This is a genomic window from Bacillus sp. FSL E2-8868 (assembly GCF_038005505.1).
Lineage (GTDB): Bacteria > Bacillota > Bacilli > Bacillales > Bacillaceae_G > Bacillus_A > Bacillus_A mycoides.
In genome coordinates, this window is the sequence record NZ_JBBOTI010000001.1 from 1,544,514 (window position 1) to 1,560,455 (window position 15,942).

Consider the following 15,942-nt stretch of genomic DNA (forward strand, 5'->3'; position numbering starts at 1 on the left):
GGAGAGGTTACATATGGGTATGAAAAAAATAATTTTAGCAGGTGCTTTAGGGATCGCAGCATTATCAGGAACGAATTTACCAGGATTAGAAATATCAAAAGCGAGTGCCGCTTCTATTGAATCGAATTTCTCGACGTTAGAAGGGCGAGTAGTAGAAGTAGATAACGGTGTAATTGTCGTAAAATCTAAGCAATATGAGGAACCTGTTAGTGTGTATATAGATTCCCTTTCAAATGTGAAAGTAGGGGATGAGGTTAAAGCTACTGGATCTATGATGCGTAATTTTACTGAATATATGATTGCAAATACAGTTGAAAATACGTCAAATAAATTAGGTATGCACATGAAAGAAGATGGTTCTCCTGATTATGTAATTGGGGAAGTATCAAAAGTAGGAACGATGGAAGATGAAGGAGACGGTTCTACTAAATATGTCGTAGTTGAGTATCCATCGCTAAACGGGAAAAAAGATATTATTGATGTTTTCTTAACGAAGGGACAAGTATTTAATACAGGTGAGAAAGTAAAAATTGATATGAAGTATGTAGGCTGGGGCGGAAGTTCTATTAACTACAACACAACGGATCATATCGAAAAAATTCATGAGATAAAGAGCAACGTTGAAAATAATGATGATGTTTGGATTTGGTCTTAATTAGACGCTTGTAAATAACAAATGTATCATGCAGTACCCATCGAATGATCATATGTATGATAATTCGATGGGTACTTTTTTGTTTTATGTTTTTTTGAGAATAACGGATTTCTGATTAGAATATGATGTTAATACTGGAGCGAAGGTGAAAAAAACAATATGGAAAGAGGTGTTTAAGGGTGGAGCAAGATGAGGTTTATTTACGAGCTAAAAAAAGGGTAGAGAATTTACAAGCGTTTTATATTCATTTAACGGTCTATATACTAGTGAACTTAATGCTTTTTATTATAAATATAAGCTCTGATTCAAGTAAATTATGGTTTTTATATCCACTTGCAGGTTGGGGGATCGGTATCGTTATACACGGTTTGACAACTTTTCCAGTTGGGATATTCGGAAAAGAGTGGGAAGAACGAAAGATTAAAGAATATATGGAGAAAGATAAGTAAATTTATTTCTGGAATGTATGAATATAAATCTCTTTGATCAAATGTTTGATGCGAAGTCTATTCTATAGCTTCGCCTATTTGTTTTGTATTCGAAGTTTGTGCGAGTGAGTGTTCCTATTCATTTTTTTAGCATCAACTGCATGTGAAATCAAAACTTTACTTGTAGTACATAATAAATACAGTTGTTTTACTTTTTAAATTACATGTGGATATAGGATAAAGTTGTTTTATCATCCTATATTAAAATAAAAATAAACCACTGTTCGATTTGAATATTCCACGATATAATGGTGAGAGTTTATGACAGAATAAATATTTACATAAGAAGTGAGGTACTGTATGAAAAAAAGAACGACAGACATTATTTTTATTATTATTGGTGCATTTCTTTTTGCGTTAGGTGTGAATTTGTTTGTTATTCCGAACGAGTTTGGAGAAGGCGGGGTAACAGGTATCACGATTATTACGTACTATTTATTTGAATGGTCACCAGGATTAGTTAACTTAATTTTAAATGCGATTTTGTTAATAGCTGGTTATAAATTTTTAAATAAGATTACAACAATTTATACGATTATCGCTGTAGTTACGAACTCGCTATTCCTTCATTTAACAGAAGGCTGGACGATTGCTTCGGATGAAATGCTCGTAAATGCCATTTTCGGAGGAATATTTATCGGGTGCGGGATTGGTCTTATTATTCGTGTTGGCGGAACAACAGCAGGTACTACCATCTTAGCAAGGATGACGCATAAATATTTAGGATGGAGCATTAGCTATGGTTTACTGTTCTTCGATTTAATTGTTGCGTTTTCATCTTATTTCATCATTGGTGCAGAAAAACTGATGATAACAATTATTATGCTATATGTAGCAACGAAAGTGATGGAGTTTGTAATTGAAGGTTTAAATCCGAAGAAAGCCATTACGATTATTTCTGATAACCCGAATGAAATTGCCGGGAAGGTGACTACCTTAATGGGCAGAGGGGTTACTGTGTACTCAGGTCATGGCTATTACACGAAAACTCCGAAGGAAATTCTTTATATTGTTATTAATAAGCAAGAAGTAGTGAAGCTAAAACGGATTGTTCAAACTACGGATCCGGCTGCGTTCATCGCTATACACGATGTTCGTGATGTGTTCGGAGAAGGATTTGTTGATATTTCTAAAGCTTAGTAAGAGTAGAAATTGTTTTTATTAAAATAATCTTAATACTAAAACGAAAGAATCTATTTTGAATAATTTTTTTCAAAATAGATTCTTTTTATTTATCTTAAAATGTTGGCTTGTAGCGTATTATGTATCAACTCTTATTCAAAAAAACTAATAGCAGTTTGTTTTTCTTTTTCTTGCAAAAAGTACAATTGTTTCTTAATGTAAGAATGTAGAAGGATGAACAAGAGAGGGTTTAATGAAGATGATACATATTTTATTAGCTGATGATGATAAACATATTAGAGAGTTATTGCATTACCATTTACAAAAAGAGGGCTTTAAAGTTTTTGAAGCGGAAGATGGAAAGGTAGCGCAAGGCGTTTTAGAGAAAGAAAATATTCATCTTGCGATAGTAGACATTATGATGCCGTTTGTTGATGGCTATACGTTATGCGAAGAAATTCGGAAGTATCATGATATACCTGTTATTTTATTAACTGCAAAAGATCAGCTAGTCGATAAAGAAAAAGGATTCATTTCTGGTACGGACGATTATATTGTAAAACCATTTGAACCAGCTGAAGTAATTTTCCGTATGAAAGCTTTATTGCGCCGTTATCAAATGCTTAGTGCTGATATTATTACATTACATGGGACGATAATTGACCGAAAAGGGTTTGAAGTGAAGTGTAACGGTCAGACGATTTTGCTTCCATTAAAGGAATTTGAATTATTATCACAACTTGCTAGTTATCCTGGAAGAACCTTTTCAAGAGAAGAATTAATTGAATTAGTATGGGGAATGGATTTTGAAGGAGATGAACGAACAGTTGACGTTCATGTGAAGCGACTGAGAGATCGTTTTTCAAAACGAACAGATGATTTTCAAATTACGACAGTACGCGGACTCGGTTATAAGTTGGAGTTGAAATAAGATGAAATCATTGTATTCTAGATTTGTTTTTATGACAGTCGGTATTATGCTTCTTAGTAGTATTATCGGTTTTTTATTAACGAACGTATATTATCAAGTGAAGTTAAAACCGTACAATAGTGAAAAGATTTTAATGTATGCTAAAGAAGTAAAATCATTATATGAAAAGCAAAGTGAAGAGAATAAAGAGGCATACTTACAGTCTATTGCGAAGTTAGGGTATGAAATTTATATTGTAAATGACGAAAATCATGGAAAGCGTATTGGGAATGCGTTTCGTAAGATAACAATTAGTGATGATACCGTTCATAAAGTATTGCAAGGTGAAACGTTTAATGGCGTTTCCACATATCCAACCCGTTTGTTTATTACAGGATTTTTCGATAATGAATTAATTAATAGTGTCGGTGTACCGCTAAAACACGATGATAAACAGTACGCTTTATTCATTCGCCCTGATATTCAGCAACAATTTGGTGAAATGAGAATTTTTCTAGCGGTATTACTTGGTTTCATCGTTGTATTAAGTATCATTTTTATAGCGATCGCAGCAGGGTATATTGTTCGTCCTATTCGAACATTTACGAAAGCGACTCAAAAGATTGCAAGTGGTGAATATGATATCGAATTAGATGAAAATCGAAAAGATGAAATTGGTACACTAGCGACTAATTTTCAAAAGATGACAAAGAGCATTAAAGAATTAGACCAAATGAGACAAGAGTTCGTTTCTAACGTTTCTCATGAATTCCAATCTCCACTTTCTTCGATACAAGGTTTTTCGAAAACATTACAATCGGAGAATATGAGTGAAGAGGAAAGAAAACGTTACTTGAAAATTATTGAGGGTGAAAGTAAGCGGATGTCTAGTTTATGTAAACAGTTGCTTACGCTTGCTTCATTAGATAAAGAAGAGAAGGTTTTACAGATAAAAGAATTCAATCTGCAGAAGCAAATTAAAGACGTCATTTTTATGCTCGAATGGAAATGGCGTGAAAAAGATATAGCTGTTGAATTTGATGTACCGGACATATTTATAGAAGGTGATGAAAACCTACTACATCAAGTATGGAGTAATATTTTTACGAATAGCATTAAGTTTTCAAACGATGGCGGGACGATTGAATTTGTTGTAGAAGAATTAGAATCCGGTATTGTCATTTCTATATCAGATAACGGAATCGGTATGGAAAAAGAAGAAATGGATCGTATATTTGATCGTTTTTACAAAGTAGATACGGCAAGGGCAAGAAACATAGAAGGTAGTGGTTTAGGGTTATCGATCGTGCAGAAAATTGTTGAACTTCATAATGGAAACGTTTCGGTATATAGCACGAAAGGGGAAGGGACGACTGTTCGGGTTGAGCTTCCGAAATAGATGGAAAGGAAGAGGCTGTTTTTAGAACAGCCTCTTCTTATTTTTGTCAATTGGTCAATATATTATCACTTACGTGTAAAGTGATAAAAAGTTGTTTGAAAAAATGCGAGTCATTCTATTTCACAATTGGGTCAGTTTGTGGAATAAGATTAGCAGGAAGTTTATTTAAAAATGTAGAATCTCTACAGAGTTATAAGGATTTTATTGAAACTTTAACTATTTAGGGAGGCGATTACTTTGAAAAGAATTGACTTGTTTTTAAACGGACTAGATTCCACATTCGATAAAGAGAGTTGGTATGCACCGTTTAAACATGCTATAGAAGGACTTACAGCCGAACAGGCTATCTGGAAACCATATGGAGAGGCAACTAAAACCATTTGGGAGAACGTTAATCATCTCATTTATTACAAAGAGAGACTTGCTGCAAACTTGGAAGACCGTGAATGGATACATAATCTCGACGGTGATGAAACCTTTTATCTTACCAATCAATCTAATGATGATAAGGAATGGAAGAAAGTCGTTGAACGTTGTGAAAATGCCCAACGTAATTTAAGACAGGCATTGAGTGCAATTTCCGAAAAAGAGCTTGAGCAAAATTCACTTGAGGGGAAATTACTGGACATTATGCTTCATGATGCTTATCATACAGGTCAAATTATTCAATTAAGGAAAATGCAGGGGTCTTGGCCATCAAATCGATAATTGAACGTTTTAGTTGGTGCTATTGTTATATTTTTAGTGAAGTATTTTTCATTCAAAATTAAATAATTATAATTATAACCCCGTCCCAAATTTAGAACGGGGTTAAATTTGTTCCTGCTATAAAGCCGTACCTTTCCCGCGCTCTACTTTAAACCGAACTTCAAAAGTATCCGCTGTAATTTCATCAGCTTTCGGCAAAGCCCTTAATTTCGGATGAAGTAGCCATACTATAGAAATAAATAAAATACCGATGCTAGCGAGCGCGAAAATGAGTTGGCTACTAAATACATTTGCGGTGTATCCACCAATTAAAGAACCGAATGGCATAGCAATTGTGCCCATACTTCGCATGACTGAGTTAATGCGTCCAATATATTGATTTGGAATTACAATTTGACTAATTGTCGCAAATAATATGTTGGTCGCACCAATTGGAATCCAAGCTAGGCCGAATAAGAAAATAGACAGCCATTGAAACGGTGCAATCGTAGAGAGAAACCAAAAGACAGCGCCAGTCGCAAAGCTAATAATGGAGACGTGGCCAACATTACGTTTGCCAACCCATGAACTGAATAATGCACCGATGAGACTACCCGCTGATATAGCAGCTAAGAAGAAGCCATATGATTTCACACCTCCTAAAGAATCAGCGAAAGAAGGAAGTATCGCCATCGTCATACCGATTGAAAAATTAGCAACTACTGAACCGATTAAGAATACGCCCATTAGTGAACGGAAGACGATCGAAAAACCTTCTTTTAAATCAGTGAAATATTGTTTAGTTGATAGCGATGTATTGGTTTCTGCTTGCTTTGGCATTTTTAGTGAAAAGAACAAAAGGGCAGTAATCGCGAATGTAAAAGAGTCGATTACATATAAAGTGATTGCGCCAAGTAGTGCTACTAATATTCCAGAAAGAGTCGTACAAATTAAGTCAATGCCTTGATACGCAAATGAAAAGAGTGAATTTCCTTTTAATAATTGTGTTTTATGCAGTAGAAGTGGTAAAGCTTTTGATTGTGCGGGATAGGCGAATTGTTCGATAAAGGCTACGATGGGCATAATGATGAGTAGTAGTTGAACAGTCAATAGGTCGAAGTAGTGTGTAATAGGAATAATTAATATTAGGACGCATTGCAGAACTTGTGTGATGACGAGGGTGTTTTTGATTGACCATCTATCAACGAATGGCCCAGTAAGAAATTGAAGTGCAGAAGGTAATAATGTAAGGAAACCAGCTAATCCAGAATAAAAAGGATTACCACTCAGCTTATATACGAGCCACATCGCTGCTACATAATACAAGCTATCTCCTATGTTTGTAAAAATTCTCCCTAAAAATAATAAGAGGAAATTCCGGTTTTTTAATATGTCCATTTAATCTACTCCTTTATAATAAATTTATTCGGTAAAATAATTTTGACCGTTAGTGTAAAAAAAATCGTATTACGATTTTTCTTCTTTTTTAACAAAGCGCTGCATTGCTCGTTCGTCGATTTGTAGTGCAGTAGTAGAAATGTAATAAGCTTTACTATTTGGATCTTTATCCGCACTTTTTGTGATTTCGTTTAATTCAGCCATTAATTCATGAAACTTTTTCACCCACACTTGAAATTGTTCTGGCGTAGCATCAAATTCCCAGCAGGATGAAACGTAATTCCACTCAGCTGGGTCTTCACTTGCATTTCGTAATGTAAAAGATTCTTCTGGTGCAGCGAGAATATGGCTTTTCGTTCTTTCCGTCATTTGTAAAAAGATTTGGCGACCTGATTCGCTTAATATTTCTAAATGAGGTAATAGGTCCGCGGCAGGGGTAAATCCTTTAGCGACAGATTGATAAAACTTTTGAACGATGCCATTCTTTTCTTCTGTATATACGATTTCTATAAGGCCATTCTTCTCTAATTCTTTTAAATGATAATGAATTTTCGCCCTTGAAATGCCGAATTTCTCAGATAGCAGTTGTCCTGTATAAGGACGTTCGCATAGACGCATCATCATTTCGGCACGTAGTGGATCGCTTATTGCTTTTAGTTGGCTATAAGTAGTTAGTGTTAACACGGGCTTCAAAATGATCAACTCCTCAAATTAAATTACTCGGTCAAGATTATTTGACTGAATTGTATCAAGGATTTCATTTGTTTTCAATACTTTCTGAAAATTTAATCTTTCTTCTGTAATCTTCTGTTCATATTCCGTTCATATTTCTTTTTTATGATAAGTGCATAGAAAGTAATAGGAAGGAGCGAGCGAAATGTTTTTAGCTCTGCGTGAATTAAAACAATCAAAATTAAGATATGGATTAATCGGACTTATTATGGTGTTATTATCATTTTTAGTCCTTGTAATTTCAGGATTAGCAAATGGATTATCATATGATAATGCTTCATCGATTCAAAATATGGAGGCAAATAAATTTGTACTAGCGGATGATGCGGAAAATAAATTACTTCGTTCACAAATTAAGAAAGAAGATGTAGATAACGTAGTAAATCAAGTAGGTGAGAAAGAGGCCGTTCCGTTTCGTGTGAAAGTTTCAACTTATGAAAAGAAAGATAGTTCGAAAAAAGTTGATGTCGCTATTTTCTCAAGTGAACGTGATTCATTTTTAGAACCGAAAATTGTAAAAGGTGAGAAATTAGGTACAGCAAATAACGAAATGGTTGCTGACGAATCAATTAAAGAAAAAGGAATCGATATTGGAGATACAATTATCGACCCTGTTTCAAAGAAAGAATTTACAATCGTTGGATTTACGAAAGACCAAATGTTTAGCCATACACCAGTCGTGTATGTAAATGAAGACGTATGGGGCTCTATTTCACAACCAAACCAAAAAGATTATAGTGCAATTGCGCTGAATACAGATAAAGAAATTAAAAATGCACATGTTATCGACAAAAAAGAAGTACTGCAAAGTATTCCAGGATTTAAAGAAGAGCAAGGAACATTAACGATGATCATTGCATTCTTACTTGTTATCGCTGCGTTACTAATCGGTGTATTCTTCTACGTCATTACATTGCAAAAAACACAGCAATTAGGTGTATTAAAAGCAATCGGTACGAAGAATTCTTATTTAGCAAATAGCTTAGTCGTGCAGGCGTTATTCTTATCAGTCGTTGCGATGGTAATCAGTATTGTTCTTGTACAAGGATTAGAACAAATTTTACCAGCGGGTATGCCGTTCTTATTAACAACACCGATGATTGCACAATATGCAGCAATCTTTATCGTCATTAGTATTTTAGGAACACTTATTTCGTTATACCAAGTATTAAAAGTTGATGCATTAGAAGCAATTGGAGGCGGGATGTAATGACTTCATTATTAAAATTAGACAAAGTAAGTAAAGTGTACGGAGAAGGGAATACGGAAGTAACAGCCCTTCATCCGATGTCGCTTGATGTGAAAGCTGGAGAGTTTATCGGAATCGTTGGTCCTTCTGGATCAGGGAAAAGTACGTTATTATCAATCGCGGGTGCTTTATTATCACCGTCAAAAGGGGATATTTACATTCGTGAGCAAAATATTACGAAGTTATCAGAAAAGGAAATGACAGACATTCGTTTGAAAAAAATCGGCTTCATTTTCCAGTTCGCAAATCTTGTTCCATATTTAAATGTAAAAGAACAATTGCTTTACATTGCAAAGTTAAAAAAAGACAACAAACAAGAATCGGAAAAGCGTGCGGATCACTTGCTAGCAGCATTTGGATTATCTGAAAGAAAAACTCATTATCCAAATCAACTATCGGGCGGGGAAAAACAAAGGGTAGCAATCACTCGTGCTTTCATGAACAACCCAGATTTAATATTAGCGGATGAACCAACTGCAAGCTTAGACTCAAAACGCGCACGTGAAGTCGTGGAAATGATGAAACGTGAAGTGAAAGAAAGTCAAAAAGCAGCAATTATGATTACACATGATGAAAGAATGCTTGATGTATGTGATCGTATATTGACGCTTAGAGATGGGAAGTTAATATAAAGAAAAAAGGCCAACCGTACATATATGTGCAGTTGGCCTTTGTATGATTATTTTAAAATAGATATAATGGCTTTATTTTGAGAATAACGTTTTAATTTTATTTCGTGTTATTAATAAAACCCCGCCTAATACAGATAACATACCTAAAGCCATATTATTTGATTCTTCACTACCAGCGTTAGGAAGTTCTCTAGCATTGTTTTTCGCTGGAACAGTAGAAGGTGTAGTAGTAGTGTTATTATTCACTGTCGTTTGTTTTGGTTGTGATACTTCATTAATTTTGTTATCTACATTTTGCTTTGTTGTATGTAACTCAGCTAATTTGTCATCAATTTTTTTCTCAGTATGTTTAAAATCGTTTATTTTAATATCTAAGTCTTGTTTTTTCTTTGTTAAATCGTCTGAAACAGTTTGTTTCGCTTGTTTCATTTCGTTTATTTTATTTAGTAAATCTTGTCTAGCTTCTTGTAACTCAGCTAATTTGTTTTTCACATCTTGTTTAGCTAGTTCTAAGTTAGATGAAAGACTATCTAAATTGCCTTTAATTTTCTTAAGTTCTTCTAATGTGTTACCTGTATTCGGTTTATTTTCTTTAATTTCAGCAAGTTTGTCCTCAGCAGTTTGTTTCGCTTTCTTTAACTCAGCTAATTTGTCATCTACCTGTTTTTTTACTTCCTTAAGCTCATTAACCTTTGCATCGATATTTTCTTTATGCTGCTTAATTTCATTCACTTTTTCATCGACAGTTTGTTTATGTTCTTTAATCTCATTAACCTTTTCATCAACAGTTTGCTTATGCTCTTTAATTTCAGCAACTTTTTCATCTACTTGCTTTTTATGCTCTTTAATTTCAGCGATTTTATCTTCGGCGATTTGTTTGTCTTGCTGAAGTTTTGCATCTAACTCTTGTTTATGTTGTTTCATCTCGCCAATTTTTTCATCTGCAACTTGTTTACGTTCATGTAGTTCATTAACCTTTGTATCAACATTTTCCTTAACTTGGTTAAGTTCATTTAATGTTTGATCCACATTTTCTTTGTGCTGCTGTAATTTCGCATCTAACTCTTGTCTATGTTGCTTAATTTCAGCTAAGCGATCTCCCGTACTTTGCTGGGGAGTAGCATCAGTTACTTCCGCATGAGTAGAGTTTGCGCCAGCAATCATTGCTAAAGCTAGTGTAGACGCAGCGATTGTTTGTTTTGTTTTCATATTTTTGTACCTCTTTTCTTTCATATGCATGAGCTGTTTTGTGTAAAATTGAGCATATAGAAGTAGATTATTTTATTATTATATACCATGTTCGGCGCCTAGAGGAAGTATTTGCATAAGAATCTATGATTATGTAATTTTTAAATTCGCTTATTTATTTCATAGAGTAGGGGAGTTGATTAGCTTTTGGGTGTTCCCTCAAGGTTGAAAGTTAGTCTTGCAAAAAATACGAAGGAGTGTGATGTTGTCCTAACTCAAATGAACTAAAAAATATTCTGTTTAGAAAGGGGGCGACAATGCTATCGTTATTGAAATATATTATGGAAATGTTCCTGGTGAAAAGGAGGTTTAGAACAAATATTAAAAATAGCTGTTAATAATAAAAAGGTAGGAAACATATACCCTTTATTGTTAAGTACAGCCTTTCATAATCTATGTTGAATCAATTGGAAGATTCATGGAAAAGTGTTATGGTTTATTTGGGAGCTGCACATTATTTATGTTCAGTAAAAAAGGGGGATTAAAGTGGGGGCTAAAATTTTTAACGGCAGGCATATAGCCAATAGCAAGGATCAAGAATTTGTTGTTTTTATTATTGGTATGCGTATTAATAACCTATTAAAATTTTGGAAGTGGATACCAGTTTTTAATGCTATGGGACCTATGATTAAAGAATTGTATCAAAATCCACAATGGGGTTTCTTACATACAGAATTCTTATTTAGTTGGAGAAAAGTAATCCTAATTCAATACTGGAAGGGATTCGACGAATTAGTAAACTATGCTCACGGAAAAAATCATTCATATGCTTGGAAATCCTACAATAATAAGATTAAAGATAATGGGAGTGTCGGTGTTTTTCACGAGACATATCAAATAGAAAAAGGTGCTTCTGAAGCAATCTATGTTAATATGCCAAAAACAGGTTTATCTAGAGCTACCGAACATATACCAGTATCTCAAGATACTAATACTGCTCAAAAAAGAACGGATAGATAATTCGGAAAATTGTGTGTATAATTTCGATGTTCCTGCCGGAGAATATACAAAGTGTCGGAGTGTTAGCAGGGTGAAAACTTGACAAAAAAACTTATTTATGCTATAATTTACCAATATAAAAATAAAGTGTATAATAGGGTTCTCCTGGCCAGGGGGACCCTATTTTTGTTGTGAAAATGAAGGAGTGTATGTGCATGAAACAAGGTGAATCAAGTGTAACATCGTTAGTATCAGCTTTCGGAAGGGCGTATCATAGTGAATTTGATAGTTCTAAAATCTTTGATGATTATGTAGCTAAAGATCTTATTTCACAAAAAGAACGTAATGATATTGAAACGAACATGGTTCAAGGAATACATTTTTTCAATAAAGACATTGCACAGCAGTTTCAAGACAATCCGAAAGAAATTTTAAAATGGATTACACAAGTTCAGTTATCACCAACACCTTTGGCACGTGCAGCATATTGTGAAAGAGTGCTATTACATGAAATTACATTAGGCGCGAAGCAATACGTCATACTCGGTGCAGGCTTAGACACATTTAGTTTTAGACACCGAGAATTAGAAAATAAAATAGAAATATTTGAAGTGGATCATCCTTCTACGCAAGCGTTTAAAATACAAAGAGTGAAAGAAGCAGAGTATGAAATTCCAAACAATCTTCATTTTGTTTCGATGGATTTTACTAAAGGTTTCTCGAAGCAAACATTAGTAAATGAAGGATTTGAAAATAAAAAGACTTTCTTTAGCCTATTAGGTGTTACGTACTATTTAACGAAAGAGGAGCTTTCTAGTTTAATAATACGTTTATTTGCGATGGTTCCAGAGGGAAGTTCTATCGTTTTCGATTATCCTGATGAAAATTTATTTACGGAAAAAGGATTATCCAATCGAGTTGAAAATATGATAAAGATGGCTGAGATAGGCGGAGAACCGATGAAATCATGTTTTTCTTATACAGAAATGGAAGCACTATTAGAGAAGGCGGGCTTACTCATTTATGAGCACATATCACCAGAGGATATTAATAAATTATATTTTGAGGGACGAAACGATTATTTAGAAGCTTTTGAGACGGTGCATTATGTACATGCGGTGAAGAAGTAGAGGATTAGTAGGCATGGGGAGGGATCTCTGTGTCTTTTTTTGTGGGAAAAAGGAAATGGGGTGTAGTGATGGGAAGTATTAATTGGAAGGAGAATTCGATAGTTTAAAGAATACGCAGTATGAATGTAAAAGATTAAGTAGCAATGCTAAAGGAGAACATAATGTACACAATTGGACAAGTTGCTAAATTTTTAGATGTATCTAGAGATACTTTGAAATTTTATGAGGAAAAAGATTTGGTCAAGCCAAAGCAAAATATTGAGAATGGGTATAGAAAATATAATCATTTTGATATATATGATATAACAACGGTCAATTTCTATAGGGAAATGGATATCGAAATAAAAAAGATTCAAGAATTAAGAAAAAGTAAGAGTATAGAGGGAATAAAATCATTGTTGGAAGAGAAAGAAAAAGAAGTTTTAAAGGAGATAGAGTATAAAAAGCTTCTTTTAAAAAAACTTCAAATTGTAAAAGAAGATTGCGAAAAAACAAAGCAATTCTTAGGGAAATACGTAGTAAAAGAAATGAAGCCTTTAGAAGTAAACGGAGAAATAGAGCATTATACTGCGTATGAGGAATATGAATCTTTGAAAAAGAACACTGACAGCTTAAAAAAAGCAGTTACTCTAACATCTTTACGTAGAGTTATAAGTTTTAATGAAGAAGGGATTATAGAAGATAAATTTATTATTGTAAGAAAAGTAGAGGACTTTGATAAAGAATTAGAAGGTGAAATTCTATCTCATCCAAAATGTATTTATACAGTTATTGAAGATGGAAGATGGTCAACTGGTGGGAAAAGTATTGATCGTAATGTGGAGTCCAGTTTAAGAAAAGTTGCAATAGAACAAGGGTATGAACTTTTGGGGCTAGTGTATATAAATATATTACTTACCACGTATGAAGATGAACTTGAGCGTATATTTTTAGAGATTTATGCACCTGTAAAATAATGCAGACATGTATTGACCTGTGAGTAGCCCTCAGGTTTAAGCTGGGAGTATCCGTAAATATAAATACTATTATGTTTACGAAATACTTAGTTTGAAATGGGGATTGTGCATGAACAGGGAAAAGAAACTAAAAAAACCAGTAGCGAGTTTTATTGTACTAACCAATATCATTTTTCTGCCACTTTTTTTGCTTGTAGGAGCTATAAGTATGTTGGGATTCCCTGCATGGGTTTTTGATGTAATGTTTTGTATATCGTCTTGGTCCTCAACTTTTGCTTTTGCTGTGCTATTTAAAAAAATCTATCCAGGGCAGAGTTTTATACAATTTGTAAAAGACAAGTTCAAGAATAAACTTAAAGTTTCTGTAATTCTTATTGTGAGTATGATTCAAACTTTCATATTTTTAATGATTTTGTTTATCGTGTCCAAAAATAGTGAAGTAGACTCTATTTTTACTGTCTCTTCATGGGGAATGCTAATCTATTTCTTTGTTAAAAACTTTCTTGCGGGGCCATTGGGAGAAGAAATAGGATGGAGAGGTTTTGCACAAATTGAACTCCAAAAGAGGCATTCACCATTAAAAGCTTCGCTAATTATAGGATTTTGGTGGGGGACGTGGCATCTACCTATATGGTTTACTACAGGATTTGTAGGAATTGATTTATTTAAATATATTTTATTTTTTATGATTTCTATCATATCCATTAAAATTGTCATGACAGCATTTTATAACTTAAATCAAAATTTAATCATTCCAATCATTATCCACCAATTCTTTAATTTTTTTATCGGCATAATAAACGGGAATTTAATCGATTTAATTATGTATAACGCGATTTTTTATTTAGTAGTTGCAGTTTTTATGATTGTTATAAATCCAAAGAGAGTACTGTATGGAAGGAAGGGAGAAATAGAAGATGTTGAAATTACAAGGGAAATTCAATGAAGCGAAGGTGTTTACTAATAACGTTGAAGAGACGGCAGCAGGTCAAATTCTTGATCTTTGTAATCAAGAATTCGTAAAGGATAGCAAGATTCGTATTATGCCAGATACACATGCGGGCGCAGGTTGCACTATTGGGACAACAATGACAATTCAAGATAAAATTGTTCCTAATCTAGTTGGGGTTAACTAATTCGGCTCCAACTTTAAAAAACTCGCTCAATTGCTGGAAACCCTAACGTAAAGGCGAGGGCAATCAGCAGCCAGTGGTTATGGCGACATAATCGAATGGTTCAGAGACTTGTATCATGTTGGCAGACTAAGATACAGAATTATTCCTCATCCATTTTGAGGTAAAGAGGAATAATTAATACGGTGAGCCTACAGTAGAGACTGCATATCTCGATGACTGTAGAGAAGGTATAGTCCACTCTTTCAGGAAACTGGGAGGTAAGTACGATATTGGTTGTGGCATGGAAGTAGTAGTAATCGACAAGAAAAAAGAAGAAATCAACTTCGATCACTTAGACGAAACAATTCGTCAATTTGTCCCAAGTGGTTTTCGTATTCGAGATAAGGAACATCGATTTTCAAAAATGATTGATTTTGATAGTGTAAGAGCTCCATTCACATTACAACGTGCTCAAAAGAGTATTGGTACGCTTGGTGGTGGAAATCATTTTGTCGAACTGAATGAGGATGATAAGGGGAATGTATTCATTGTCATTCATAGTGGTTCTCGTAATTTAGGTAAACAAATAGCAGAGTATTATCAAAACCTTGCTTATGAGCAACTTATCAACGTTAAATCTATTAAAGAGGAAATCATTGAACGTTTAACAAAAGAAGGCAGACAAAAAGAAATACATGAAGCTATACGCGGGATTAAGAAACCGACGATTCGTAAAGAGTTAGCTTATTTAGAAGGTCAAGGTTTTAAAGACTACATGAATGATATGAAAATCGCTCAAAAATATGCGGAGTTAAATCGTAAAGCAATGATGGATGAAATCATCACTAGAATGGATTGGAAAGTAATAGATCAATTCACTACAATTCATAACTACATCGATATGGAAAATATGATTTTACGAAAAGGTGCTATTTCAGCTCAGAAAGATGAACGAGTAATCGTTCCAATTAACATGAGAGACGGTTCAATCATTGCATTGGGTAAAGGAAATGCAGATTGGAACTTTTCTGGACCGCATGGAGCGGGGCGCATTATGAGTCGTAAGAAGGCTAAAGAAGTACTTAACTTAGAGGATTTTCAAAATACAATGACAGCAGTTTGGACTACATCTGTTGCAGAAAGCACTTTAGATGAAGCTCCAATGGTATATAAGCCAATAGATGAAATTGTTGAGAATACAAAAGAAACAATCGATATCAAACATATTATTAAGCCGATTTACAATTTTAAAGCGAACTAAAAGGGGAGTAACGTTTATTGT

General features: G+C 34.0%; 17 protein-coding genes. 14 read left to right on the forward strand and 3 right to left on the reverse strand.

The features are described from left to right. Positions 1-13 precede the first annotated feature (13 nt). The 6 genes from NSS74_RS08085 (at position 14) to NSS74_RS08110 (ending at position 5,282) form a co-directional block, all read left to right on the forward strand. The gene (locus NSS74_RS08085; protein WP_002033082.1) at positions 14-655 is read left to right on the forward strand and encodes a F0F1 ATP synthase subunit alpha; all 642 of its coding nucleotides are present in this window, start codon (positions 14-16) and stop codon (positions 653-655) included. Positions 656-834: 179 nt separating this feature from the next. Further along, positions 835-1,104, forward strand: coding sequence for a 2TM domain-containing protein (locus NSS74_RS08090; protein ID WP_002033083.1), 270 nt, complete (start codon positions 835-837; stop codon positions 1,102-1,104). Between the two features lie 339 nt (positions 1,105-1,443). Next, positions 1,444-2,283, forward strand: coding sequence for a YitT family protein (locus NSS74_RS08095; RefSeq protein ID WP_000747487.1), 840 nt, complete (start codon positions 1,444-1,446; stop codon positions 2,281-2,283). Positions 2,284-2,518: 235 nt separating this feature from the next. After that, positions 2,519-3,196, forward strand: a complete 678-nt coding sequence (locus NSS74_RS08100; protein ID WP_002013739.1) for a response regulator transcription factor — start codon at positions 2,519-2,521, stop codon at positions 3,194-3,196. Between the two features lies 1 nt (position 3,197). Next, positions 3,198-4,574 carry a sensor histidine kinase gene (locus NSS74_RS08105; RefSeq protein WP_002142446.1) on the forward strand — a complete coding sequence of 459 codons (1,377 nt, stop codon included), beginning with the start codon at positions 3,198-3,200 and terminating at the stop codon, positions 4,572-4,574. A 237-nt stretch (positions 4,575-4,811) separates the two neighbouring features. Beyond that, positions 4,812-5,282 carry a DinB family protein gene (locus NSS74_RS08110; RefSeq protein WP_002128104.1) on the forward strand — a complete coding sequence of 157 codons (471 nt, stop codon included), beginning with the start codon at positions 4,812-4,814 and terminating at the stop codon, positions 5,280-5,282. Positions 5,283-5,399: 117 nt separating this feature from the next. Here the strand turns inward: NSS74_RS08110 and NSS74_RS08115 are convergent, their stop codons facing one another. Then, a complete protein-coding gene (locus NSS74_RS08115; RefSeq protein ID WP_002142445.1) occupies positions 5,400-6,659 on the reverse strand; it encodes an MFS transporter in 1,260 nt (419 codons plus the stop codon). 69 nt (positions 6,660-6,728) lie between these two features. Next, positions 6,729-7,352, reverse strand: coding sequence for an ArsR/SmtB family transcription factor (locus NSS74_RS08120; protein WP_002142444.1), 624 nt, complete (start codon positions 7,350-7,352; stop codon positions 6,729-6,731). 184 nt (positions 7,353-7,536) lie between these two features. Between NSS74_RS08120 and NSS74_RS08125 the strand changes: the two genes are divergently transcribed. Both NSS74_RS08125 and NSS74_RS08130 read left to right on the forward strand, forming a co-directional pair. Next, positions 7,537-8,601: an ABC transporter permease gene (locus NSS74_RS08125; RefSeq protein WP_002142443.1), complete on the forward strand. Its 1,065-nt coding sequence runs from the start codon at positions 7,537-7,539 to the stop codon at positions 8,599-8,601. Continuing rightward, entirely contained in the window at positions 8,601-9,272 is a 672-nt protein-coding gene (locus NSS74_RS08130; protein WP_002142440.1) for an ABC transporter ATP-binding protein, read from the forward strand. The genes NSS74_RS08125 and NSS74_RS08130 overlap by 1 nt, the downstream gene beginning before the upstream one ends. Positions 9,273-9,344: 72 nt before the next feature. On the opposite strand, the gene NSS74_RS08135 is transcribed toward NSS74_RS08130, so the two are convergent. After that, the gene (locus NSS74_RS08135) at positions 9,345-10,511 is read right to left on the reverse strand and encodes an LPXTG cell wall anchor domain-containing protein (RefSeq protein ID WP_080019774.1); all 1,167 of its coding nucleotides are present in this window, start codon (positions 10,509-10,511) and stop codon (positions 9,345-9,347) included. 495 nt (positions 10,512-11,006) lie between these two features. Here NSS74_RS08135 and NSS74_RS08140 point away from each other — a divergent pair, with 495 nt between their 5' ends. From NSS74_RS08140 to NSS74_RS08165, 6 genes are all read left to right on the forward strand, one after another. Further along, a complete protein-coding gene (locus NSS74_RS08140) occupies positions 11,007-11,480 on the forward strand; it encodes a DUF4188 domain-containing protein (protein WP_340813370.1) in 474 nt (157 codons plus the stop codon). A gap of 194 nt (positions 11,481-11,674) precedes the next feature. After that, a complete protein-coding gene (locus NSS74_RS08145) occupies positions 11,675-12,589 on the forward strand; it encodes a class I SAM-dependent methyltransferase (RefSeq protein WP_002142436.1) in 915 nt (304 codons plus the stop codon). Between the two features lie 161 nt (positions 12,590-12,750). Then, positions 12,751-13,545: a MerR family transcriptional regulator gene (locus NSS74_RS08150; RefSeq protein WP_002033099.1), complete on the forward strand. Its 795-nt coding sequence runs from the start codon at positions 12,751-12,753 to the stop codon at positions 13,543-13,545. A gap of 109 nt (positions 13,546-13,654) precedes the next feature. After that, positions 13,655-14,491 carry a CPBP family intramembrane glutamic endopeptidase gene (locus NSS74_RS08155; RefSeq protein WP_002142434.1) on the forward strand — a complete coding sequence of 279 codons (837 nt, stop codon included), beginning with the start codon at positions 13,655-13,657 and terminating at the stop codon, positions 14,489-14,491. Further along, positions 14,463-14,681 carry an RtcB family protein gene (locus NSS74_RS08160; RefSeq protein WP_002142433.1) on the forward strand — a complete coding sequence of 73 codons (219 nt, stop codon included), beginning with the start codon at positions 14,463-14,465 and terminating at the stop codon, positions 14,679-14,681. The genes NSS74_RS08155 and NSS74_RS08160 overlap by 29 nt, the downstream gene beginning before the upstream one ends. Positions 14,682-14,961: 280 nt before the next feature. Beyond that, entirely contained in the window at positions 14,962-15,921 is a 960-nt protein-coding gene (locus NSS74_RS08165; protein WP_002033103.1) for an RNA-splicing ligase RtcB, read from the forward strand. Positions 15,922-15,942: the final 21 nt, after the last annotated feature.

Excerpts from the sequence above, each read along its gene's own strand:
- NSS74_RS08155 (WP_002142434.1), top strand. The coding sequence starts at position 13,655 with ATGAACAGGGAAAAGAAACTAAAAAAACCAGTAGCGAGTTTTATTGTA.
- NSS74_RS08125 (WP_002142443.1), top strand. The coding sequence starts at position 7,537 with ATGTTTTTAGCTCTGCGTGAATTAAAACAATCAAAATTAAGATATGGA.
- NSS74_RS08145 (WP_002142436.1), top strand. The coding sequence starts at position 11,675 with ATGAAACAAGGTGAATCAAGTGTAACATCGTTAGTATCAGCTTTCGGA.
- NSS74_RS08135 (WP_080019774.1), bottom strand. The coding sequence starts at position 10,511 with ATGCATATGAAAGAAAAGAGGTACAAAAATATGAAAACAAAACAAACA.
- NSS74_RS08100 (WP_002013739.1), top strand. The coding sequence starts at position 2,519 with ATGAAGATGATACATATTTTATTAGCTGATGATGATAAACATATTAGA.
- NSS74_RS08105 (WP_002142446.1), top strand. The coding sequence starts at position 3,198 with ATGAAATCATTGTATTCTAGATTTGTTTTTATGACAGTCGGTATTATG.
- NSS74_RS08115 (WP_002142445.1), bottom strand. The coding sequence starts at position 6,659 with ATGGACATATTAAAAAACCGGAATTTCCTCTTATTATTTTTAGGGAGA.
- NSS74_RS08095 (WP_000747487.1), top strand. The coding sequence starts at position 1,444 with ATGAAAAAAAGAACGACAGACATTATTTTTATTATTATTGGTGCATTT.
- NSS74_RS08160 (WP_002142433.1), top strand. The coding sequence starts at position 14,463 with ATGTTGAAATTACAAGGGAAATTCAATGAAGCGAAGGTGTTTACTAAT.
- NSS74_RS08150 (WP_002033099.1), top strand. The coding sequence starts at position 12,751 with ATGTACACAATTGGACAAGTTGCTAAATTTTTAGATGTATCTAGAGAT.
- NSS74_RS08130 (WP_002142440.1), top strand. The coding sequence starts at position 8,601 with ATGACTTCATTATTAAAATTAGACAAAGTAAGTAAAGTGTACGGAGAA.
- NSS74_RS08085 (WP_002033082.1), top strand. The coding sequence starts at position 14 with ATGGGTATGAAAAAAATAATTTTAGCAGGTGCTTTAGGGATCGCAGCA.
- NSS74_RS08165 (WP_002033103.1), top strand. The coding sequence starts at position 14,962 with ATGGAAGTAGTAGTAATCGACAAGAAAAAAGAAGAAATCAACTTCGAT.